The sequence below is a fragment of the Streptomyces sp. NPDC059853 genome, assembly GCF_042731495.1.
Lineage (GTDB): Bacteria > Actinomycetota > Actinomycetes > Streptomycetales > Streptomycetaceae > Streptomyces.
The window spans coordinates 1-19814 of record NZ_JBHWJL010000074.1; the positions used below are offsets into that span (position 1 = coordinate 1).

Below are 19814 nucleotides of genomic sequence, written 5' to 3' on the forward strand. Positions count from 1 at the left end.
GTACAGCGACTCCACTTCCCACCCCACACTCCGGGCCTCCGCGGCCGTGGCCGCCCTGGCCGACACCCGCAGCCGTACCTCGGCCGGGCCCTCGACGGGACGCAGACCGCGCAGCGCGGCCCCCGCACCGATGTACTCCACATGGATGGCCGCCGGGTCCACCATGAGAATCCGCACGAAACGGCCGGTGGAGTCTTGCTGGCTCCACCGGCCGTCTCAGATGCTGCAGAACAGTGCTTCTAATTTCAGAAGCGCGACAAGTCCCTATCCTTCATTGAAGATATTCAAATGGCAGGAATCCGGATCTCCGATATATTGCGACAGTTGAAATCCGTTCGCATGACTGCCGATCTCCAGGACCTCCCCTGTCCTCTCGCCTCCCAATTCATTGGGCATATCGAAAGTCAGATCCACGAGTTGCCTATCGCCATTTCTCACGATAAGGCGCCATGTTCCCGACGTTGTCACCATGTCGAATTCGCGGTCGATCTCCCAGCTGAGGACAGGAAAATCTGATATGTGAGCGGTGCCGTCTTCCTCCAATATCACCCGACCATACATATCGCCGATGTACTGACCTGCCACGTCAGTCTGCGAGACCCCGGTAACCCATTCACCCATACCACAGCCGCGGTCTCGGGCTCCCAGGCCGTTGAGCTCTGTCCGCTCCATCGTCCACCGCGCCAGGATTAGTACGGACACGATTCCAGCAATTATGGCGGCGAGCAGACCAAACACTATTGTTCGCCGATGCCGGCCGATCCTCGTCCTGTGCGTGAGCGTCATGAGCTACCTCGAAGTCGTCGTTCATCCGGAAAGAGTCGCGCGGTCGGCGGTCAGTACGCGGGAAGTCTCGTCGAGCAAGGTGCGCGGGCGGTGGGCGGGCAGCGGCGCACCAGGGTCGGCGAAGTCCGCGTCCATCGGGGAGCGGCCGGCCCGGAGCGCCTCGGCGAAGCGGGGCTGTGGCCACCGCCCGGTGCCCGTCGGGTCCGGTGCCGCCCCCGGGCCGGCGCCCGTCGTGCGCCAGGATCCGGCGGATCGTGCACGGAACATCCGCCCGGCGCCCTCCGGTCGGCCGACGCGCCGCCGCCGCGAGGCCGCCATCGCGACGCTCGTGCGAGGGCTCGCACGAGAGGTCGGCCCGAAGGGCGCAACCGCGAACAACGTGCAACCGGGGCCGACCGACACCGACTCCCCTCCCGCCGGTCAGTGAGAGTCGGGCAGCCTGTCATCATTCGCCATCGTTTGCCGACGGCATCAGGGCGCGGAAATTGCGTTCCAGGTGCTGGGCCAGCGGGGTATCCGAGGTGTCGTTTCGCCAGTCGTCGAGGGAGATTCGAAGGGTGCCGATGGCCATCATCGCGGCGATGCGGAGCTGGGTCCGCTGTGCGGGGTCGGGCCAGAGTGTCGACATGGCGTCGGCCAGGTCCCGCTCCATGTGGATCTCGGCAATGTCCTTGCGGCCACTGAGTGCGTCGGAAGATCGCATCAGGGCGTCCATGGCTTTGGACTCGGCGGTTTCGTAGCGCGAGGCGAGGCTGAGCAGGCAGTGCATCGCTGCTTCGAGGGGGGTCTGTTCCGGGGATTGTTCGAGCATGGCCGGGCGCAGCGCGGATGAGAGGGCCCCTGCTCCGTGCCAGGCGAGCAGGACATCGTCCTTGGACTTGAAGTAGTAGAAGAAGGTCCGGCGGGAGATCCCGGCCGCTGCCGCGATGTCGTCGAGCGTGGTGGCGTCGTAGCCGTGTTCCCAGAAGAGCCGCAGTCCGGCCTCCGCGATCCGGGCGCGAGTGGCTTCCTTCTTGCTCTCGCGTACTCCTGTCACCATCCCTCCCTCCTCCTGGTCCGGCCTCGCGCCGAAAGCTCGCACTCAGTGTAACCTTGCAAGTGTTCGCACTGAGTGTAAATTTTTGGAGGATGGTCATGACGGAAAAGATCTGGTTCGTCACGGGCGCATCGAGCGGCTTCGGGCGCATCTGGACGGAGGCAGCCCTCGGCCGCGGGGACAAGGTCGTCGCGACCGCCCGCAAGACTGAGGCGCTCGCGGATCTGGTGGACCGCTTCGGGGACGCCGTGCTGGTGCGCGCGCTGGACGTGACCGACCGCGAGGCCGTGTTCCGGACCGTCGCCGAGGGGCACGCGCACTTCGGCCGGCTGGACGTGGTGGTGAGCAACGCCGGATACAGCTACACGGGCGCGGTCGAGGAACTGGACTTCGACGAGGTGAAGGCGAACTTCGACACGAACGTCTTCGGCACCTGTCGGTCATCCAGGCAGCACTGCCGCTGCTGAGGGCGCAGGGCAGCGGGCACATTCTCACGGTTTCCAGCATCGGCGGGATCGCCAGTTTCCCGACCGGCGGGTCCTACGTCGCGACCAAGTTCGCCGTCGAAGCGATGAGCGAAGCCCTGGCCGGTGAGGTGGCCGCGCACGGGGTCAAGGTGACGATCATCGAGCCGGGCAGCTACACCACCGGATTTCGCGGAGCAGCGAAGGCCGCTCCGGCCATGCATGAGTACGACGCCGTCCGAAAGGCGATCTACGCCTCGTTCGACCCGTCGACGACCGGCGACGCTGCGGCAACCGCAGCAGCCGTCCTCACCATCGTGGACGCCGCCGAACCGCCGCTGCGACTGCTGCTCGGCGACTGGGTCCTCAACCGTGTCAAGGGCATCTACGCCGACCGGATCGACACCTGGGAGCAGTGGGCCGCGGTATCCGACGCCGCACAGCGGTAGCGGACCGACGTGCGACGCCGGCGGGCTTCGATATCGCTGTGATCTTGCCTACCCCGCTGCGGGACGGCGGGCCCGGCCTGACCTACACCGGGCCCTGCGCCCGGACACTGGGTGAGCGCCTGCGCCAGGACACAAGGGGCGATCCTTGACGTCACGAGCTGTCCCGCACCACTGAGGAGCTGCTGCTGCCGACCTCGGAAGAGACCTCAGGCCTCAACCTGGCCGGCTGCGGCCCCGAGCGGATCGGAAACGAGCGGTGGCCGTCCGTCACCCGGCCGAGGCTGCGTGACACGGCCCAGCGACAGCGGTCTTTGCTGGATGCACGTGGGCGGACGGGCGGCCACGGCCCGATCGGCGAGGAGCGCATCCCGGGTCAGGTCACCAGGGTACGACGCCGCTGTCGTCGAACAGCTGGCCGGTCGGGCCGTCGTCCGGCAAGGTCGCCAGCCGGATGGCGATCGCCGCGCCCTGCTCGGGAGTCCGTGTGCCGCTGAATCCGTTGAGCTCGGTGGCCACGTAACCGGGGCAGGCGTTGTTGATCAGGACGTTGGTGCCGCTCAGCTCCTTGGCGTACTGGATGGTGACGGCGTTGAGGTAGGCCTTCGTCGGCGCGTACGCCCCGCTGATCCCCCCGAGGTCCACGCCGGGCGTGGTCTGCAGTGTCAGGGAGCCGACGTGGCTGGACTGGTTGACGATCCGCGGGTGCGCCGAACGGAGCAGCAGGGGCAGCATCGCGTTGGTGACCCTGATGACGCCGAGCACGTTGGTCTCCACCAGTCGCCGCACGGTCTCCAGGTCGATGGTCGTCGGTTCCTCCGGCCAGCCGCCGGCAACGCCGGCGTTGTTGACCAGTACGTCCAGCCGTCCTGCCCGCTCCTCGATCAGCTGGACTGCGGCGGCCACGCTCCCGGCGTCCGTCACGTCCAAGGGCACGCCGAACGCGTCAGCACCAGCCGCGCGCAACCTCGCCACAGCGTCCTCCCGGCGCCGCTCGTCCCGGGCGCCGACACCGACGCTCCAGCCCCGCGCGCCCAGCCCGGCCGCGATCTCATACCCGATTCCCTTGTTCGCGCCGGTGACCAGCACGATCGTCTTCTCGCTCATGAAAATGAGCATGCCTGCGCCGCATCCGGGTACCAACACCACCTCGGTAGTGCGGCGATACCCGAGCGGTATCGATCGCAGCCGTCTGCCGTCTTAGCCTGTACTCGTGGACATACGCGAGCTGCGGTACTTCGTCGCCGTCGCCGAGGAGTTGCACTTCGGCAAGGCTGCCCAGCGCCTTGGGATAGCCCAGCCGCCACTGTCCCGCGCGATCGCCCAGCTCGAGCGGCGGCTCGGAACCGCACTGCTGGAACGCAACAGCCGCAAGGTCACGCTCACCGGGGCCGGAACCGTGCTGCTGGCCGAAGGACGCGAGATCCTCAGCGCAGTGACCAGGGCTGAGCGGCGTACCCAACGGGCCGCCACGGCACACCCCAGCCTCGTCCTCACCGTCAAATCCGGCACCGGTGGCGAGTTGCTCACGAAACTGCTCGACGCCTACGCCACGGAGCCCGGCGCAGCCACCGTCGATCTGCTGCTCTGCGAGGCACACCAGCACCGGCGGCTGCTGCAGGAGGGACAAGCCGACGTGGCTCTGCTGCACCTGCCCTTCGACTCAGCGGCCGGGCTCGACACCGAAACCCTGTACACCGAGGGCCAGGTCGCGATCCTGCCGGCCTCTCACCCGCTCGCCACTCGCTCCCGGATCCGGATGGCCGACATCACCACACTGCCGGAGCTCCCGATGGCCCGCTGGCCCGGTCCCGGCGGCAGCTACCCGGAAGGACCGGGCGCGGAGATACGGAACCTGACGCAGCTCTTCCAGCTGATCGCGCTCGGTCGTACCACCGTGGTCATTCCCGAGTCAGCCGGCACCGACCTGCGCCGGGACCTCGCCGCGGTGCCGGTCCTGGACGCTCAGCCGGTGACTACGGTGATCGCTTGGCCGCCGCACAGCCGCCTTCGTGCTGTCGCTGACCTTGTCCGCGTTGCGACACACCTGTGAACGCGGATGAGCGGGGCAGCCACCCGACGACAGCCTCGATCAAGCGGCTGGCAGCTCAACGCCCCTGCTCTTCGACCCGCTGGCGGTGCGCGGCTGGGGCACAGTCGGGGCGGACTCCGACATCGCGCGGGATCGGCTCGGTACCGACCGTCCCACAGCGCGGGCAGGTGCGGTGCCCGTGTCGGGGGCGGCGGCGCGTCACGGTGAGGGGCACGTCAGCGTCGCGGACGGCGACGGCGACCGTGGCGGCGAGTCATCCCGAAGGCGCGTAGATCACGATCCAGTGGTCCCGCTCCGGGTCGTGCAGAATCTCGCTCTGGAAGACCAACCATCCTCGTGTCGGGTGGTGCAGGCGCTTCACGGCAGACCGATCAGCCATGACCTCGCCCCGCTCCCAGTAGCTCCGGAAGGTGGCACTCGTCGCCGAGAGCTCCGCGAACAGGGACCGGAGGTATTCGTCGTCCGGGTATCGGCCCATCGCAGAGCGAAGCTCAGCCGTGGCCCAGCGGGCGTACCGGTGGGCGCCCTCGTCTCCGAGGATGCGGCGTGCCGTGGCCGAGAAACCTTGGTGGACGATGTTGCGCCCGTACCGACTCGTGCTGGATTGCGTTCCGAGGAGCTCAGCGGCGGCGGCGTTGCGCGCCATCACGTCCAGGCGCCCGTCGTGGATGGTGACCGGGACGGTGCTGTCGAGGCCCCGCAGCAGATGGAGGAGCCCTGGCCTCACCTTGCAGTCAGGGGCGAACGGCTCCGGGGGCAACTCGCCGGCGAGCCGGAACAGATGATCCCGCTCAGCGGCCGTCAGGCCAAGGGCGCGCGCCAGCGCGGTAAGGACCTCCCGCGACGGACGGGGCGCCCGCCCCTGCTCGAGACGGGTGTAGTACTCGACGGAGATCCCGGCGGTTTCGGCCACTTCCTGGCGTCGCAGGCCGGGAACCCGCCGTCGTGACGCCAGCCCGTCAGTCGGCTGCCCGGGAGGCGCCATCGTGGCGCGCCGACGGCGCAGGTACTCACCGAAGTCCGCCTTGATCCTCGTCGGCATGCACACCATTGTGCCGCAGCGGTCCGTCGGCTGGCCCTCTCAGTACCAGGTTCGATCGGGCCTCCCCGGTCTGCCGGAAGTCCCGCATGGTTGTCGCAGAGCGCGAGGCGTGCCGGGGTGGCACGAGCGCTCACCCACCGCACGACATCGGACAAGGGAGGGCCCTGTGCCCACGAACCGCATCGCTCTCGTCACCGGAGCCAACCAGGGCATGGGCAAGCACGTCGCGAAGGAGTTGGCCGCGGATGGCGTCACCGTGTTCGTCGGATCCCGCGATCTCGCCCGCGGCGAAACGGCGGCCGCCGGGATCGGCAACGGCGCCGTCGCTCTCCAACTCGACGTGACCGACGCGGCGTCGATCGCCTCGGCCGCCAAACGGATCGACGAGGAAGCCGGTCGGCTCGACCTCCTCGTCAACAACGCCGGCATCTCCACCACCCGTACAGGTGGCTTGGACATGGCCCAGTTGCGCGCCCTGGCGAAACCGAGTATCGCCTCGCTGGACGAGGTGCGGGCGGTGTGGGAAGTGAACGTTTTCGGCGCCCTGGCGGTGTACCAGGCCATGCTGCCGCTGCTGCGCAAGTCGTCGGACGCGCGCATCGTCAACGTGACGAGCGCGCTGGGCTCGCTGACGCTTGCTGCCGACCCGGCTTTCCCGTACCACTCGTCCTTTGAACCGGTCTACGCCGCGTCGAAGGCGGCGCTCCACGCAGTGACGCTGTCCATGATGATCGAGCTGGAAGCGACCGACATCAAGATCAATCTCGTCTCGCCGGGGTTCGCGCGCACCCAACTGGTCAACTTCGAGGGTACGGAGTCGATCGAGGACGCCGCCCGCGAGGTGGTGCGCGTCGCCCGGCTCGGGCCGGACGGGCCCACCGCGACATTCACCACCTGGGAAGGGATGAGCCTCCCCTGGTAGGGGGTGGCGAACGCCCTCGCCTCTTTCGGCATGGCCGGGTTCGACGGCGCGTCCGTCTCTCGTACCAGTAGGGGGACGGAAAGCCGACCGGGCCGTTCATGGAGGAACTCGCCGACGCCATGGTGGCGCTCGGCGAGGCACTGCTCGCAGGGCGCTGCGCCGATCCGGGGCACGAGCCGGGTGAGCGGGCCGAGGGCGGCCGGGGCAACTACCGCACCGGGCACCGTTCCAAGACGGTGATCACCGCATCACCGCCCGATGGCCCGGCGGCTCCGGCCCCGGCAAGCCCGACATGCTCATCGCCCTGGGCACCGAGGCCGCGAGGAAGGGCTACCGCGTCCGTTACACCCTCGCCACCAGGCTCGGGAACGCGCTGGTCGAGGCCGCCGACGAGAAGCAGCTGAACAAACCCGGCCCATGCGGGCGGCGCGACCCAGGCACGGTCCGTGTCCGTGACTTCGGCATCGACCCAGGGGAACGGCTGCCTCGCCGCCGACAGGACCAGGGCGTTGACGCCCCTACCCAACGCGGTCGAGGAAGCCGAGCACCCGATCGTTGACCCGCGTCGCGGCCTGTTCGTCGTAGGAAGGCAGGCTGCTGTCGGTGAACAGGTGTCTGTCGCCGGGGTAGAGGAAGAGCTCGGCATCTGTCACCGTCTCGACGACCGCGCGGGCGGCGTCCGCATCACCCTCCCCGGCGAAGAACGGATCCGCGTCCATGCCGTGAATCTGAACAGGGACGTCCTGAGGCCACCTGGCGCCGAACTCCGAGACCGGGACGCACGCCTCGAGCAACAAGGCCCCCTTCGCTCCGGGGCGGGTCTGGGCCAGCTTCTGCGCCGGCAGGACGCCCAGCGAGAAGCCACCATAGACGAGCTCCGCGGGCAGCCCCTCGGCGGCGGCGGCTCCGCGCGCGATGATCGTGCCGAACCCGACGCTCTCGGCATAGGCGGCGCCCTCCTCGAGGCTGTCGAATACCTGCCCTTCGTACAGATCTGGAGCGTGGACGGTGTGTCCGGCCCGGCGCAACCGCTCGGCGAAACCGCGAATGCCGGCGGTCAGCCCGTGTCCGTGGTGGAAGATCAGCACCTCAGCCATGTTGCTCCCCTCGTACTGCGGTGCCCGCGTGGCGCCGCGGCACGAGTATGGACCGCGGCACTGACATCCACGGGCAGCGGCCGGACAGGACCGGCCCGGTGGTCCCTGTTCGGTGAGTCGGACTTCGAGCGGGTCGGCGTCGCCGGGTGACTCGGCGAGGGCGCGTGATGCCCGGTGAGTCGGCGGCGGCGAGCAGACGTCCGAAGGTCATCGACCCCCCTTGGTCGCCCCTCCGGTGCCGGAGTCCGAGACCCCGGTCGAGACGACGGCGGTGTCGTCGTCGAGCAAGCGGATCCGCACGCTCGCGGCCCGGCGGTGCGCTGTGAGCTGGGGCCGGGGACCGGTGAGGGTGCCTCACGCGATGGTGCTGGTGACGAGACGGGCGTGTGCGAGGTCGGCGGCGCGCCAGTGACCGGAGTACTCCGCCGCGCCGGTGGCTTTCGGCCTGCCGTCGACGCGCTCGGTCCCGCGTCCGACCGGGGAACGGGACATCGTGAACCCTTCAGCTGCTGAAGGCGAGTGCGCCGGTCGACGGAGCACTGTGGTGGATGGGGACCCCGGTGCTCAGGGGTGCGCCCGAGCCGCCATGCCGGTGGGCGACGACCTCCGCCGCGATCGACAGCGCTGTCTCCTGCGGGGTACGTGCCCCGAGGTCGAGGCCGATGGGCGAGTGCAGGCGATCGAGCTCACCACTGGTGAGACCGGCGTCACGGAGCCGGGCCAGACGTTCCTCGTGGGTGCGGCGGGACCCCATGGCCCCCACGTACGCAACCGGCATGCGCAGCGCGGCGGTCAGGAGCGGCAGGTCGAACTTGGGGTCGTGGGTGAGCACGCACACGACGGTGCGCTGGTCCAGCAGGCCGGCCTCGGCCTGGGACCGGAGATGGCGGTGCGGCCACTCGACGACCACCTCCGCGTCCGGGAACCGTTCCGGGGTGGCGAACGTGGCCCTGGCATCGCAGACGGTCACCCGATGGCCGAGGAAGGAGCCGAGCCGGGCCAGCGCGGCCGCGTGGTCGATGGCGCCGAAGACCAGCATCCGAGGCGGTGGGGAGTGGCTCTCCACCAGCAAGGTCATCGGCTCCCGGCAGTGGCTGTCGGCCGTCCCGAGCTCCAGCGTGCCGGTCCGCCCGGCGTGCAGGGCATCGGTGATCTGTGCCTCGGCGGCCTGGTCGAGCAGTACGTCCCCGAGCGTGCCCGCGACGGATCGCCCGGGCCGCACGACGATCGCACGACCGAGGTGGGTGTCCGGGCCGCGCACGATCGTGGCCACGGCCACCGCCCGGCCGCCCGCGGCATCGGCCAGAGCTGATTCGAGCCATGGTTCGGTGGCCGGGTCGTGGTGGCGCAGGAAAAGCTCGATGGTGCCGCCGCAGGTCAGACCTACGTCGAACGCGTCGGCGTCGCTGTACCCGAACCGCAGGGCCCGGGCTCGGTGGTCCCCGGCCAGCATCTCCCGGCACGCGTCGTGGACCGCGGCGTCGACGCATCCGCCCGACACATTGCCCAGCACAGTGCCGTCCGCGTTCACGACCAGGGACGAGCCGGGCTGCCGCGGGGCGCTGCCGGCGACGCTCGTGACGGTGCCGGCCACGAACGGGACGCCGCGGCGGACACGTTCGACCAGGTCGGGGGCAAGCTCAAGCATATGCGCCGCCCGCTCCCTGACCGCCTGTCCCGACGGAGCCAGGCCGGGCGGGGCCGCCGCGCCGGCCGCTCACCGGTTCTCCTGCAGTTCGGTCAGCGCCCGTACCAGGGTGCGACGCAGTAGCGCGGGCTTGAACCGGTTGTGTTCCCGTGGCCGGGCGCCGTCCGCGGCACCGGCGACGGCCGCCTCGAACGTCGCGGGGGTGGCGGGCCGGCCCGTCAGGGCGCGTTCGACGGCCGTCAGCCTCCACGGCCTGGTCCCCACTCCCCCTGCGGCGATCCGGGCGTTCACGATGGTGCGCCCTCGCAGTTGGAGCGCTACGGCGGCCGAGGTGAGCGCGAACTCGTAGGACTGCCGGTCGCGGATCTTCAGGTACCGCGAGTGCGCCGCCCAGGGCGAGCGGGGCACGGTGATCCCGGTGATGAGCTCGTTCGGCCGCAGCACGTTTTCGACCTCGGGGGTGTCGCCGGGCAGGGTGTAGAACGTCTCCAGGGGTACGGTGCGTGTGCCGCGTGCCGAGGCCAGGTGGACGGTCGTGCTCAACGCCACCAGCGGGACGGCGAGGTCGCTGGGATGGGTGGCGATGCAGGCGTCGCTGGTGCCCAGCACGGCGTGGCCGCGGTTGACCCCTTCCAGGGCTGAGCAGCCGCTGCCCGGCTCACGCTTGTTGCACGGGGTTGTGACGTCGCGGAAGTAGCTGCACCGCGTGCGCTGCAGCAGGTTGCCGCCGATGCTCGCCATGTTGCGCAGCTGGGCCGAGGCACTCAGCTCCAGCGCCTGCGCGACCATCGGGTAGTGCCGGCGCACGGCGGGCGCGGCGGCCACGTCGCTCATCCGTTCGAGCGCGCCGATGTGCAGACCCTCGTGGTCCGACGAGATGCCGTCCAGGGGAAGCCGGTTGATGTCCACGACATGGTCGGGGGACATCACTTCGAGCTTCATGAGGTCCACCAGGGTGGTGCCACCGGCCAGGAACGCGGTGCCGGGCTTGGCGTCCCGCACGGCCTCACGGACCGAGCGCACCTGGGCGTAGGTGTAGGGCCGCATCAGCGCATCACCCGCTGCGCGTCCCGGATGGCGTCGACGATGCGGGGGTAGGCGCCGCACCGGCAGATGTTGCCCGACATGCGCTCACGTATCTCGTTGTCGGAGCGGGCGGGGCCCTCGTTGTCGACCATGGCGACCGCGGACATGATCTGCCCCGGGGTGCAGAAGCCGCACTGCAGACCGTCGTGTTCGACGAAGGCCTGCTGCATGGGGTGCAGCCGGTCGCCGTCCGCCAGCCCCTCGATCGTCGTGACCTGATGGCCGCTCGCCGTGGCGGCCAGTGTGAGGCACGACAGCACGCGCCGGCCGTCGATGTGCACGGTGCAGGCACCGCACTGCCCCCGGTCGCAGCCCTTCTTGGTGCCCTTGAGGTCGAGCCGCTCGCGGAGTGTGTCCAGCAGCGTGGCCCGCGGGTCCACCCGCAGGGTGACCGGATCGCCGTTGACGGCGGTCCGTACCGTCACCGGCGTCACGCCGTCGACGGTGGCCGCCGGGGCGGCTGCTGCCGTCTCGGCCTGTCCGGTCAGCAGCGGCGCCACGGTGACGGCGGCCAGGCTCCCCCCGACGAAGCTGCGCCGGGACACACCCGAGCCGGCGTCTCCCACGTCGTCCTGTTCGTTCATCAATGCCTCCTGGTGATGGCAGGTTCGGGCAGGGGAAAGGCCGGCGCCGCGACCATCGGTGCGGCCGCGGGATCGAGCGCTGCTCCAAGGCTGACCACCCGGAGCGGGATCATCCAGGCTCTGCCGATCCCAGGCTGAGGGCGGACCGAAGGAGCCGGAGCGGACGCCGATCAGGGCCCGCGCGATGATGCGGGATCGGATCGGCCGTATGTGACACACCGAGCGTCGGGACGGTAAGAACGGCCCGCTCCAGGCCGGTTACGACGCAGGACAGCGCCTGCCGACCAACCGGGCGGCAAGGTCGGCCCCAGGAGGCGTCCGGGTGCCGCCCGCCGCGCCGGCCGGTCGTCCGACGTGATCGCCGCCGGGCCGCACGCAGGTCGACGGGGCCAAGGGCGCGCTCCAGTCGACAGCCGGTGCGACGAGCGGAAGCTCGGTCGCAGCGGGGGCTCGGCGCGGCACCGAGGCCACCGCCCGCACCGCTACAGCAGTTTGTCGAGGGTGATGGGGAGCTCGCGTACCCGGATGCCGGTGGCGTTGAAGACGGCGTTGCCGACGGCGGCGGCCGAGCCGACGGTGCCGATCTCCCCCAGGCCGCGAGCGCCGAGGCTTCGCGTTCCGACCTCCCCGCCGTCCTCGCCGAGCGGCCCGGTGAGGTGCGGGTCGGGCCGGTCGAGGAGGTGCACGTCGATGTCGGGAATGTCGGCGTTCACGGGTACCAGGTAGTCGGCGAGCGTGCTCGCGGCCAGCCGCCCCGTGTCGCGTTCGAGGTGGTTGCCTTCCAGCAGGGCGCCCGAGATGCCGAAGATGACACCGCCGACGATCTGACTCCGGGCGGCCCGGGCGTTGATGGTGCGCCCGGCATCCACGACGGTGGTGAACCGGGTGACGCGGATCTCGCGGGTGAACCGGTTGACCCGCACCTCGCAGAAGTGGGCGCCGAAGGTATGGAACGAGTACCCGGGGGGATCGCCGGCGGGCTCGGAGGCGGTGGCGTCCAGGCCGCGTGACCCGAGGGTCCTGAGCAGTTCGCCGAAGGTCATCGAGCGATCGTTCCCGTGCAGTCGGCCCTGCTCGTAGCGCAGGTCCTCGGCGGTCGCCCCGTGCCACGGCGAGCCGGAATGGGTCACCGCGAGCCGCTTGAGCGCGGCGATCGTGTCGCGGGCGGCCGCCACGATCGCCGGGACGGTGCTGTGCGTGGCGCCGGAGCCCACGGCGGGCGCGCCCGGGGGGAGCGCCGAGTCACCGATCTCCGGGGTCACCCGCTCAAGCGGGAGCCCCAGGGCGTCGGCGCCGGCGACCGCCACCATCGTCCACGCGCCGGTGCCCAGGTCCGAGGTCCCGGTCGACACCACCGCGGTGTCGTCGTCGCGCAGCCGGATCCTGACGCTCGCGGCCTGGCGGGCCGCCGGGTACGCCGCGCTGGACATTCCGGTGCCGACCAGCCAGTCCCCGTCGACCCGCGCGCGGGGCACGGCGCTGCGGGCCGACCAGCCGAAGCGTCGTGCGCCGTCGCGGTAGCACTCGTCGAGGTGCTTGCTCGACCACGGCCGGGCCGTGGAGGGGCTGACGGTGGCGTAGTTGCGCAGTCGCAACTCGACGGGGTCGACACCGGTGGCGACGGCCAGTTCGTCCATCGCCGTCTCCAGGGCGAACGCCCCGGGGGCCTCGTTGGGCGCCCGCATCGCCCAGCTGCTCGGCATGTCGAGGATGACCTGCTGCGGGTTGATCCGCAGGTTGGGCGTGTTGTAGAGCGTGTCCGAGGTGGAGTGGCCCGGGATCATGTTCCAGCCACCAGCGGCCGGCCTCTCGGCGACGCTCTCGTGGCTGATGGCGTTGAGGACCCCGTTGCGGGAGGCGCCCAGCCTGACCGTCTGGATGAGGTGCGGGCGGTGGCCGACCAGGGTGAACATCTGCTCCCTGGTGAGGGTGAGCTTGACGGGACGGCCAAGCTCCCGGGCCGCGGCGGCGGCCACCGGGGCCTCGCTCCACACGATGACCCGGGCCCCGAAACCGCCGCCGACGTACCTTCCGACCAGTCGGACCTGCTGTGGGAGGACGCCGAGCCGCTGGGCCAGCAGGATCGTGAACGGCGTTGGCATCTGCGCGCCGGCGTGAACGGTCACCCCGTCTCCGTCCCACTCGGCGAGGACGGTGTGGGGTTCCATCGCGGCGTGGTGCTGCACCGGCTGCTCGAAGTCGGCCTCCACGACGACTTCGCCGGCGGCGAGCGCCTCGTCGATCGACTCGACGCCCGGGGCGAGGACCGTGACGCTGCTCGGCTCCCCGCTGGACGTAGGGTCGGACGGCTCGCGGGGTCCGTCCGCGAGGGAGGAGCGGGGCGGCTGCGCGTCGTAGGTGACGGTGATCAGCGCCGCGGCGTCGCGCGCCTGCTCAACACTCCCGGCAACGACCACGGCGATGATCTGGCCGTGGTAACGAACAGTCCTGTCCTGCAAGGGGACGTAGTTCTCACCGAAGAAACTGAACTCGGGTGCGAGCGGGTACAGCCTGAGGCGCCCGTCCCCCGCGACGTACACGCGCAGGACCCCGGGAGCGGCCAGCGCGGCGACGGTGTCGATGGAGCGGATCGTGCCCCTCGCGACCGTGCTGGTGACGACGTGGGCGTAGGACGTGTTGGTGGCCGAGTAGTCACCGGAGTACCGTGCGGCTCCGGTGACCTTCAATCGGCCGTCTACGCGGGCGACTTCACGCCCGACTGGAGAGACGGTCATCCTGACTCCTGACTGCTGGGAACGGCGCCCGCCAGCGGGACGGCGGGCTGGTGGACGGGCCCCCGGGGCGCAGGGCTGCCCCGCGCCGGTGGGCAACGATCTCGGCCGCGATCGACAGCGCGGTCTCCCGGAGGGTGCGAGCGCCGAGGTCGAGCCCGATCGGCGAACGCAACCCATCGACGTGCACGGCGCACGCCCCCCACTGGCCACGGTCGCAGCCCGTCTCCGTCCCGGTGACCTCCAGCTTCGCGCGGAGCGTGTCGAGCAGTGTGATCCGCGGATCGACTCGCACCGTGGGCCGGTCACCGTTGACCGCGCCCCGTACCGCCACGAGCCAGTCGCCCGCCGCGGCATCGGCGGCGACGGCACCGGCGCCCGGGAACCCTCGCCGGGACACGCCCGACGGGCCCCTGGCCCGCCTGATTGCCTGGAATCATGCGCTTCTCCTGGTTGTGCGCCGGAAGGCACCTCGACGGTCGGCGGGCTTCGGCACGACCGAGCGCTTGACGTGCTGTTCCCAGGTTGACCCAGCAGGTCGACGGCTGCCACGACCCGCCGATCCGAGGTTGCGCGATCCGGGCTTACCGCGACCCGGCCAGGCTGGGCTCCAACACCTACGACGCTGAACACGCCGCGCCCACCGAACATCTCTGACCGCGCTCGAAGCCCGGAAGGACCTCACGGCACCTGGCGCTTTGGCCCACGCGCCGTGAGGTGCGGTCGTGGGTGTCAGCGCAGTGGCTGTGGTCCGGTGACGGACAGCAGTCCGGACCGTTCCAGCCGAGGGCACCGCGGGCCCGTCGGCCACGTGGAGGAACGCCGGCTTCCCACCGCCCGAACCCCGCACGACCGCTGGGGTCCTCCCGCCCCACACCCCACGCGGAGGAACCCGAGTGCCGCCCCGCACCGTCGTCGACGTCATGATCATCCCCACCATCGACCCGGCGGACCTCCGCACCGTGCACGTCATGCCCTACCGCAACCCCGAAGGCCGGCCCGGCCTCGGATGGTTCTTCGCCACCGCCCACTGGCGCGGCGGACCGGTCAACGCCGAGCCGCCGCGTTCCTCCTGAGCCCTGGATGCCCGGTCCGCGCCGCGCGGAGGGCGGCGGTGCTGGGCGTTGCCGTAGGTGGTGAACGGCCCGGCGCGGGCAGCGCGCCGCATCTTCCCGGTGAAGCGGGCTCCCGCTCGGGGACATCCGGTGGTGCCGGTGGTTTCCTGGACGGGCCGATCGGAGGGCTCGGTTCAGCGCGCGGACGGTGCTCGTCGACGGGCTTCGTAGGCGCGGGATTTGTTCCTGCTGCCGCACACCTGCATGGAGCACCACCGGCCGGTTCGGCTCCGGGACGCGTCCCAGAAGACCCAGCCGCAGGTGTGCTCCGCGCAGCGTTTGAGCCGGATCGCGGTGCCGGTGGTGACGAGGGTGTGCCAGGCGATGGCGAGGTGTGCGAAGGGGACGCGGTCGGGTGGGAGGTCAGGGCCGGGGGTGAGGGTGCCGTCGGCGGTGATGTGCAGGGGGTGTTCGGCCAGTGCGCGGTCGGCGGCGGCCAGCAGGTGGGGGTCAGGGGTGTCGCCGACGTGGGCGCCGAGGTGTTCCCGGATGCCGGCGCGCAGAGCCAGGTAGCTCCGGTGGGCGTCCTCGGTGACCTTCGCACCGCTGATGAGGCTGTGCTGGGCGAGCCAGGTGGTCAGGCCGGCGGGGGTGGCGAGGGCGTCGGTGCCGGCGTCCAGGTCGAGCGTGTTGGCGTAGGCCTCGATGAGGATGGCCGAGTCCGGCTGCTGGGGCATGGGGGTACCTCCCACCCATGAGTTTACCGTCTATCGCGATAGGCGGTTGTGGGATGACGGCGGCCGTGCGAAAGTAACTCTCACCATCTATCGCGTTAGACGGTGGGAGGGCGGCGACATGGGAACGTCAGCACCCGAGCACGCACGGAACACCGACCCCCCGGCGGCGCCCGGGGTGGCCGGCACCGGCCGCCGCAACACCGCGGTCCTCGTCGCCTTCACCGGCGTGACCAACCTCGCCGACGGCGTCATGAAAATGGCCCTGCCCCTGCTCGCGGCCCAGCTCACCTCATCTCCCGCCCAGGTCACCGCCGTCTCGCTCACCCTCACGCTGCCCTGGCTGCTGACCGCCCTGCACATCGGCGTCCTGGTCGACCGCTACGACCGTCGCGGCCTGCTCTGGCTTGCCATGGGAGTACGGCTCGCGGCCATGGGAGGGCTGGCCGGCGCCGGCGCCTCCGGCACCCTCACACTTCCCCTGCTGCTGGTGTCCGGTGCGGTGCTCGGATCGGCCGACGTCCTCGCGGCGACCTCCGCGGCCGCCCTGGTCCCGGCCGCCGTTCCCGCCGACAGGCGCGAGCGGGCGAACTCCTGGATGGTCGCGGCCGAGACCGTGGCCCAAGAGTTCACCGGCCCCGCTGTGGGCGGGCTCCTCCTCGCCGCCGGCACCGCGCTCGCCCTGGGCGTGACCGGCGGAGCGTACGCGCTCTCGGCACTGATACTGCTGCTGCTCATCGGCCGCTTCCGCGCCACCCCCGCACAGACCGGGCCGCCGCCGTCCGTGCATGTCCGGATCGCCGAGGGCCTCGGCGTCATCTGGCACAGCCGCCTGCTGCGCACCCTGTCGCTGCTCGTCGCCGTGCTGTCCGCGGCATGGGGCGCGTGGCTGGCGACCATGCCGCTCTACGCGCGGGACGTCATGGGCCTGGAGCCGCAGCAGTACGGCCTGCTGCTCAGCGCCCTCGGGATCGGCGGACTGCTCGGCGCGGCCTCGGTGGGGCGGGCGAACCGTGTACTGGGCCCGCGCTGGGCGATGTTCGCCGATCTGATCGGCACCGCCGCCATGGTCGCGCTGCCCGCCCTGACCGTCAACTTCTGGGCGGTGGCAGCCGGGGCGTTCCTCGGCGGCGCGGGCGGCACGCTGTGGGCGGTGAACGTCCGCAGTCTCGCGCAGCGGGTGGTACCCGACCATCTGCTGGGCCGGTACAGCGCCGCCGCCCGGCTCTTCGCGTTCGGAGCGATGCCGCTGGGCGCCGCCCTCGCCGGTGTGATCGGCGAACTGGCCGGTATGCGCGCCGCACTCGCCGTGCTCGCCGCTCTTGTCGCCGTGACGGTGGTGCCCTTCCTGCGCATCGTCACCACCTCGGCACTGGCCCGCCAGCGGTCGGGCAGATAGCCCATCTCGCCGGACCGCACCTCGCCCCTCCGCGGCCGCCCGCGGTGGTCAGCCCCTGTCACCACCCGCTCGACTCCGAGCCTCTCCCCCGCTTCCGGACTCGGCGCACCACTTCGGCTCCCCTGAAAATGGGACGGATCCGGTGGCCGGAACGGGCTGCGGTACGCGGCAGCGGGGTTGGCCCTGCCGTGCTCCCCGGCGTGGGCAGCAGGGCTGTCCTCCGTCCCGCGGGCCGGTGCTCAGGGCGGGGGTGCCGGTTCTGCGGCGGTGGTGCGTCGGGAGAGCAGCCCGGCGAGGAGCACGGTGAGGACTCCGATCCCCACGCCGCAGACCGTCCACAGGACGCGGTAGCCCTCGGCGGAGTAGTCCGAGGGGTGGGGGACGTCCACCAGGATGAGGACGGCGGCGGCGATGACGGCCGTGTAGAGCGTGTAGTTCCAGAAGACGAAGGCCACGCCGTGCACCAGCAGTACCAGCGCGACCACCTCCAGTCCCCGTTCGACGGTGAACAGTTGCCGTCCGTGCTCGCCCGCGGGGATCAGGAGCAGCGCGATCGCCGCGGCGGAGCCGAGGCCCGCCCCCACGAGGCGCTGGGACGCCACCAGAGTGGTCTGCTCCAGACTCGGCTTCATCGCGACCACGGCGGCGATCGTCATCCAGTACCCGTGCGACAGGTTCAGTCCGAAGGCGAGCGCGACGGTGCCGGCCAGGGCGACGGCGCGGATCGTCGCGAACGCGACCAGCGGCGCGGTCAGTGGCCGCCGTGCCGTGTCACCGGGCAGTTCCGGGACCGGGCGCGGCCTGACCCCGTGTCCGTGGATCAGCCGGCCGAGGACCATCACGGCGACCCACAGTGCCGATCCCCCGGCCCAGGCCACCACCTGGGCCCAGGTGTGGCTGGTGATGTCCGCGTGGTGCTGCAAGCCGGCGCCGTGTCCCAGGGAGAGGACGAACCACACGTTCAGCAGCAGCGCCGCGGCGCCTACCCGGGCCCCGAACACCAGCGTCAGACCCGCGGCCAGCGTGACGCCGAAGGAGACGAGCACGAGCCAGTACCACGCGGCCCCCGCCAGGGCGAAGCCCAGGGCGGTCACGCCCGCGCCCAGCAGCCCGAAGCCCGCCACGTGCGAGACCCGGAACCGGATACCGCCCCCGGGATCGGCCAGCGCCGACAACAGCAGCCCGAAGGCCGCGCTGACCAGGTACTCCTGGTGCCCGATCACCCAGAAGACCAGCAGGGGCACCAGGGCGAGGTCCAGGGCGACCACGCCGCGTGCCCAGTTCGGTCCCGCCGGGTCGAACACGAACAGGCTCGACACCCAGTTCGACACCTTCCGCCCGAGCGTGGCCCGTCCTGCTGTGCTCGCGCTCATGACCGTCCTCGCTCGCCCTGGTCACCGGGTGAACCGCTCCCCGTCCCGCATTCTGTGGCGGCGCCCGGACGGCCCCCGGTACGACCCGCGGTCCGCGGGTGACGAGGGCCCATCCGTCCAGCCGTACGGCCCAGCGACCCCCAGCGAGTGGACTTCCCCGGCGGCTTCTCCCGGCACGGGGCACCGGCGTCCGCCGCGCGGTCCGACGTGGTCCCCCGACGGGTGGCAATCCTTGGTGCGCGGGAAGCGCCGTGGGAAGGTCGGTGTCGCCGGCCGCGAAACGGAGGATCGTTGTCATGGGCATCGACGCCGCCCCCCACTACCGAGAGCTGGAGCCGCGCCAGCGCCGCCGACTGCTCCTGCTCACCTCGATGCGCGCGACCGTCACGGTCATCGTCCTGCTGGTGCTCTACTACGCCCTGCCGCTCGATCGTCCCCTCGACCGGACCACCGTTCCATGGTTCGTGGCCGGTTTCCTGGCCTTCGCCGCCACGGTGACCTGGCAGGTGTACGCGATCATCCGCTCCCCGTATCCGCGTCTGCGCGCGATCGAGGCGTTCACGGTCGTCGTGCCGGTGTTCCTGCTGATGTTCGCCAGCACGTACTACCTCATGGAGACCGACCGGCCGGGTTCCTTCACGATGCCGCTGACCCGCACCGACGCGCTGTACTTCACCGTCACCGTCTTCGCCACCGTCGGCTTCGGCGACATCACCGCGACGACCACCCACTCCCGGATCCTGGTCACCCTGCAGATGGTGGCCGGCCTGGCGCTGGTGGGAGTGGTGGCCAAGCTGATCGTGAGCGCGGTGCAGCTCAACATCACGCGCGTGACGTCGGGGACGCCCCCGGAGAAGCCCTGACGAGGTGCGGCTTTCCGCCTGCCGGGGATGGCCGGAAGGCGTCCAGTCGTACTGGACGCGTGCTCTGTTGCCCGCTAGGCCGGGTGGCATGTCTTTCGAAAGAGTCTTTGAAGAGCCCGAGTTGTCCGACGATCCGGACCAGTTCGCTGGTCTGGTCGCCACGACGTACCCGGCCACGGCTGTGCGCACGGGCTCCACATGGACGGTCACGGTTCATGAGCTGCCCGAGGGGCGGGCTGCCAGGGCCCAGGGCACGACCTGGGCGGAAGCGGAGATCAACGCCCACGACATCGTCGTTGATCTGCTGGATGCTCACCCCGCAACGGTGATCGTCTCCGTGGCCCCGGAAGACCCGGAGGCCGCCGCCGCGGTGCGGGCTCTCACCGACGCCCGTATCGCCCGCGCCGAAGCCGAACAGGCCGAGCGCGATGCCGCCCGGGCCGCCGCCCGGACCCTCACCAGCCGAGGCTGGAGCACCCGGGACGCCGGGAGAG

General features: G+C 70.9%; 18 protein-coding genes and 2 pseudogenes. 8 read left to right on the forward strand and 12 right to left on the reverse strand.

Annotation, left to right across the window (positions count from 1 at the left end; all coding sequences use genetic code 11):
- Window positions 1-264: 264 nt before the first annotated feature.
- Both ACFV5N_RS11015 and ACFV5N_RS11020 read right to left on the reverse strand, forming a co-directional pair.
- Complete coding sequence (locus tag ACFV5N_RS11015; RefSeq protein ID WP_385597106.1) at window positions 265-786, reverse strand: hypothetical protein; 522 nt, start codon at window positions 784-786, stop codon at window positions 265-267.
- Window positions 787-1231: 445 nt separating this feature from the next.
- Window positions 1232-1825, reverse strand: coding sequence for a TetR/AcrR family transcriptional regulator (locus tag ACFV5N_RS11020; RefSeq protein ID WP_385597108.1), 594 nt, complete (start codon window positions 1823-1825; stop codon window positions 1232-1234).
- Between the two features lie 95 nt (window positions 1826-1920).
- On the opposite strand from ACFV5N_RS11020, the pseudogene ACFV5N_RS11025 reads away from it, so the two are divergent.
- A pseudogene (locus tag ACFV5N_RS11025) lies at window positions 1921-2735 on the forward strand (SDR family NAD(P)-dependent oxidoreductase).
- A gap of 378 nt (window positions 2736-3113) precedes the next feature.
- Here ACFV5N_RS11025 and ACFV5N_RS11030 read toward each other — a convergent pair.
- Entirely contained in the window at window positions 3114-3851 is a 738-nt protein-coding gene (locus ACFV5N_RS11030; protein WP_385597111.1) for an SDR family oxidoreductase, read from the reverse strand.
- A gap of 94 nt (window positions 3852-3945) precedes the next feature.
- Between ACFV5N_RS11030 and ACFV5N_RS11035 the strand changes: the two genes are divergently transcribed.
- On the forward strand, window positions 3946-4785 hold the full coding sequence (locus ACFV5N_RS11035; protein ID WP_385597114.1) for a LysR family transcriptional regulator: 840 nt from the start codon (window positions 3946-3948) through the stop codon (window positions 4783-4785).
- A 253-nt stretch (window positions 4786-5038) separates the two neighbouring features.
- Here ACFV5N_RS11035 and ACFV5N_RS11040 read toward each other — a convergent pair whose 3' ends face one another.
- Window positions 5039-5827 (reverse strand): helix-turn-helix transcriptional regulator, encoded by a 789-nt coding sequence (locus tag ACFV5N_RS11040; protein WP_385597117.1) that lies wholly within the window; start codon window positions 5825-5827, stop codon window positions 5039-5041.
- A gap of 166 nt (window positions 5828-5993) precedes the next feature.
- Here ACFV5N_RS11040 and ACFV5N_RS11045 point away from each other — a divergent pair, with 166 nt between their 5' ends.
- Both ACFV5N_RS11045 and ACFV5N_RS11050 read left to right on the forward strand, forming a co-directional pair.
- Window positions 5994-6749, forward strand: a complete 756-nt coding sequence (locus ACFV5N_RS11045; RefSeq protein ID WP_385597120.1) for an SDR family NAD(P)-dependent oxidoreductase — start codon at window positions 5994-5996, stop codon at window positions 6747-6749.
- Window positions 6750-7014: 265 nt separating this feature from the next.
- A pseudogene (locus ACFV5N_RS11050) lies at window positions 7015-7158 on the forward strand (ATP-binding protein); the annotation flags it as partial.
- 109 nt (window positions 7159-7267) lie between these two features.
- Here the strand turns inward: ACFV5N_RS11050 and ACFV5N_RS11055 are convergent.
- The 6 genes from ACFV5N_RS11055 to ACFV5N_RS11080 all read right to left on the reverse strand — a co-directional run bounded on the left by ACFV5N_RS11055 (window position 7268) and on the right by ACFV5N_RS11080 (window position 13899).
- Entirely contained in the window at window positions 7268-7846 is a 579-nt protein-coding gene (locus ACFV5N_RS11055) for a dienelactone hydrolase family protein (protein WP_385597121.1), read from the reverse strand.
- Window positions 7847-8200: 354 nt separating this feature from the next.
- Window positions 8201-8338 carry a hypothetical protein gene (locus ACFV5N_RS11060; RefSeq protein WP_385597123.1) on the reverse strand — a complete coding sequence of 46 codons (138 nt, stop codon included), beginning with the start codon at window positions 8336-8338 and terminating at the stop codon, window positions 8201-8203.
- A gap of 10 nt (window positions 8339-8348) precedes the next feature.
- Window positions 8349-9494, reverse strand: coding sequence for an XdhC family protein (locus ACFV5N_RS11065; protein ID WP_385597126.1), 1146 nt, complete (start codon window positions 9492-9494; stop codon window positions 8349-8351).
- Between the two features lie 69 nt (window positions 9495-9563).
- Window positions 9564-10541, reverse strand: coding sequence for an FAD binding domain-containing protein (locus ACFV5N_RS11070; RefSeq protein WP_385597129.1), 978 nt, complete (start codon window positions 10539-10541; stop codon window positions 9564-9566).
- Window positions 10541-11164 (reverse strand): (2Fe-2S)-binding protein, encoded by a 624-nt coding sequence (locus ACFV5N_RS11075; protein WP_385597132.1) that lies wholly within the window; start codon window positions 11162-11164, stop codon window positions 10541-10543. Before ACFV5N_RS11075 ends, ACFV5N_RS11070 begins: the two co-directional genes overlap by 1 nt.
- Window positions 11165-11646: 482 nt before the next feature.
- Window positions 11647-13899 carry a xanthine dehydrogenase family protein molybdopterin-binding subunit gene (locus ACFV5N_RS11080; RefSeq protein WP_385597135.1) on the reverse strand — a complete coding sequence of 751 codons (2253 nt, stop codon included), beginning with the start codon at window positions 13897-13899 and terminating at the stop codon, window positions 11647-11649.
- An 893-nt stretch (window positions 13900-14792) separates the two neighbouring features.
- On the opposite strand from ACFV5N_RS11080, the gene ACFV5N_RS11085 reads away from it, so the two are divergent.
- Window positions 14793-14972: a hypothetical protein gene (locus ACFV5N_RS11085; protein ID WP_385597138.1), complete on the forward strand. Its 180-nt coding sequence runs from the start codon at window positions 14793-14795 to the stop codon at window positions 14970-14972.
- Window positions 14973-15145: 173 nt separating this feature from the next.
- Here the strand turns inward: ACFV5N_RS11085 and ACFV5N_RS11090 are convergent, their stop codons facing one another.
- Window positions 15146-15688 carry a CGNR zinc finger domain-containing protein gene (locus ACFV5N_RS11090; RefSeq protein WP_385597140.1) on the reverse strand — a complete coding sequence of 181 codons (543 nt, stop codon included), beginning with the start codon at window positions 15686-15688 and terminating at the stop codon, window positions 15146-15148.
- A gap of 118 nt (window positions 15689-15806) precedes the next feature.
- Here ACFV5N_RS11090 and ACFV5N_RS11095 point away from each other — a divergent pair, with 118 nt between their 5' ends.
- Window positions 15807-17084 carry an MFS transporter gene (locus tag ACFV5N_RS11095; protein WP_385597142.1) on the forward strand — a complete coding sequence of 426 codons (1278 nt, stop codon included), beginning with the start codon at window positions 15807-15809 and terminating at the stop codon, window positions 17082-17084.
- A 239-nt stretch (window positions 17085-17323) separates the two neighbouring features.
- Here ACFV5N_RS11095 and ACFV5N_RS11100 read toward each other — a convergent pair whose 3' ends face one another.
- A complete protein-coding gene (locus ACFV5N_RS11100) occupies window positions 17324-18457 on the reverse strand; it encodes an FUSC family protein (protein ID WP_385597145.1) in 1134 nt (377 codons plus the stop codon).
- 296 nt (window positions 18458-18753) lie between these two features.
- Between ACFV5N_RS11100 and ACFV5N_RS11105 the strand changes: the two genes are divergently transcribed.
- Window positions 18754-19320, forward strand: a complete 567-nt coding sequence (locus ACFV5N_RS11105) for a potassium channel family protein (protein ID WP_385597148.1) — start codon at window positions 18754-18756, stop codon at window positions 19318-19320.
- 121 nt (window positions 19321-19441) lie between these two features.
- Window positions 19442-19814, forward strand: a 373-nt coding sequence (locus ACFV5N_RS11110) for a hypothetical protein (protein ID WP_385597151.1), incomplete at its 3' end; no start/stop codon positions are given.

Excerpts from the sequence above, each read along its gene's own strand:
- ACFV5N_RS11070 (WP_385597129.1), bottom strand. The coding sequence starts at position 10,541 with ATGCGGCCCTACACCTACGCCCAGGTGCGCTCGGTCCGTGAGGCCGTG.
- ACFV5N_RS11030 (WP_385597111.1), bottom strand. The coding sequence starts at position 3,851 with ATGCTCATTTTCATGAGCGAGAAGACGATCGTGCTGGTCACCGGCGCG.
- ACFV5N_RS11040 (WP_385597117.1), bottom strand. The coding sequence starts at position 5,827 with ATGCCGACGAGGATCAAGGCGGACTTCGGTGAGTACCTGCGCCGTCGG.
- ACFV5N_RS11075 (WP_385597132.1), bottom strand. The coding sequence starts at position 11,164 with ATGAACGAACAGGACGACGTGGGAGACGCCGGCTCGGGTGTGTCCCGG.
- ACFV5N_RS11015 (WP_385597106.1), bottom strand. The coding sequence starts at position 786 with ATGACGCTCACGCACAGGACGAGGATCGGCCGGCATCGGCGAACAATA.
- ACFV5N_RS11100 (WP_385597145.1), bottom strand. The coding sequence starts at position 18,457 with ATGAGCGCGAGCACAGCAGGACGGGCCACGCTCGGGCGGAAGGTGTCG.
- ACFV5N_RS11065 (WP_385597126.1), bottom strand. The coding sequence starts at position 9,494 with ATGCTTGAGCTTGCCCCCGACCTGGTCGAACGTGTCCGCCGCGGCGTC.
- ACFV5N_RS11105 (WP_385597148.1), top strand. The coding sequence starts at position 18,754 with ATGGGCATCGACGCCGCCCCCCACTACCGAGAGCTGGAGCCGCGCCAG.
- ACFV5N_RS11060 (WP_385597123.1), bottom strand. The coding sequence starts at position 8,338 with ATGTCCCGTTCCCCGGTCGGACGCGGGACCGAGCGCGTCGACGGCAGG.
- ACFV5N_RS11020 (WP_385597108.1), bottom strand. The coding sequence starts at position 1,825 with ATGGTGACAGGAGTACGCGAGAGCAAGAAGGAAGCCACTCGCGCCCGG.
- ACFV5N_RS11080 (WP_385597135.1), bottom strand. The coding sequence starts at position 13,899 with ATGACCGTCTCTCCAGTCGGGCGTGAAGTCGCCCGCGTAGACGGCCGA.
- ACFV5N_RS11090 (WP_385597140.1), bottom strand. The coding sequence starts at position 15,688 with ATGCCCCAGCAGCCGGACTCGGCCATCCTCATCGAGGCCTACGCCAAC.
- ACFV5N_RS11055 (WP_385597121.1), bottom strand. The coding sequence starts at position 7,846 with ATGGCTGAGGTGCTGATCTTCCACCACGGACACGGGCTGACCGCCGGC.
- ACFV5N_RS11095 (WP_385597142.1), top strand. The coding sequence starts at position 15,807 with ATGGGAACGTCAGCACCCGAGCACGCACGGAACACCGACCCCCCGGCG.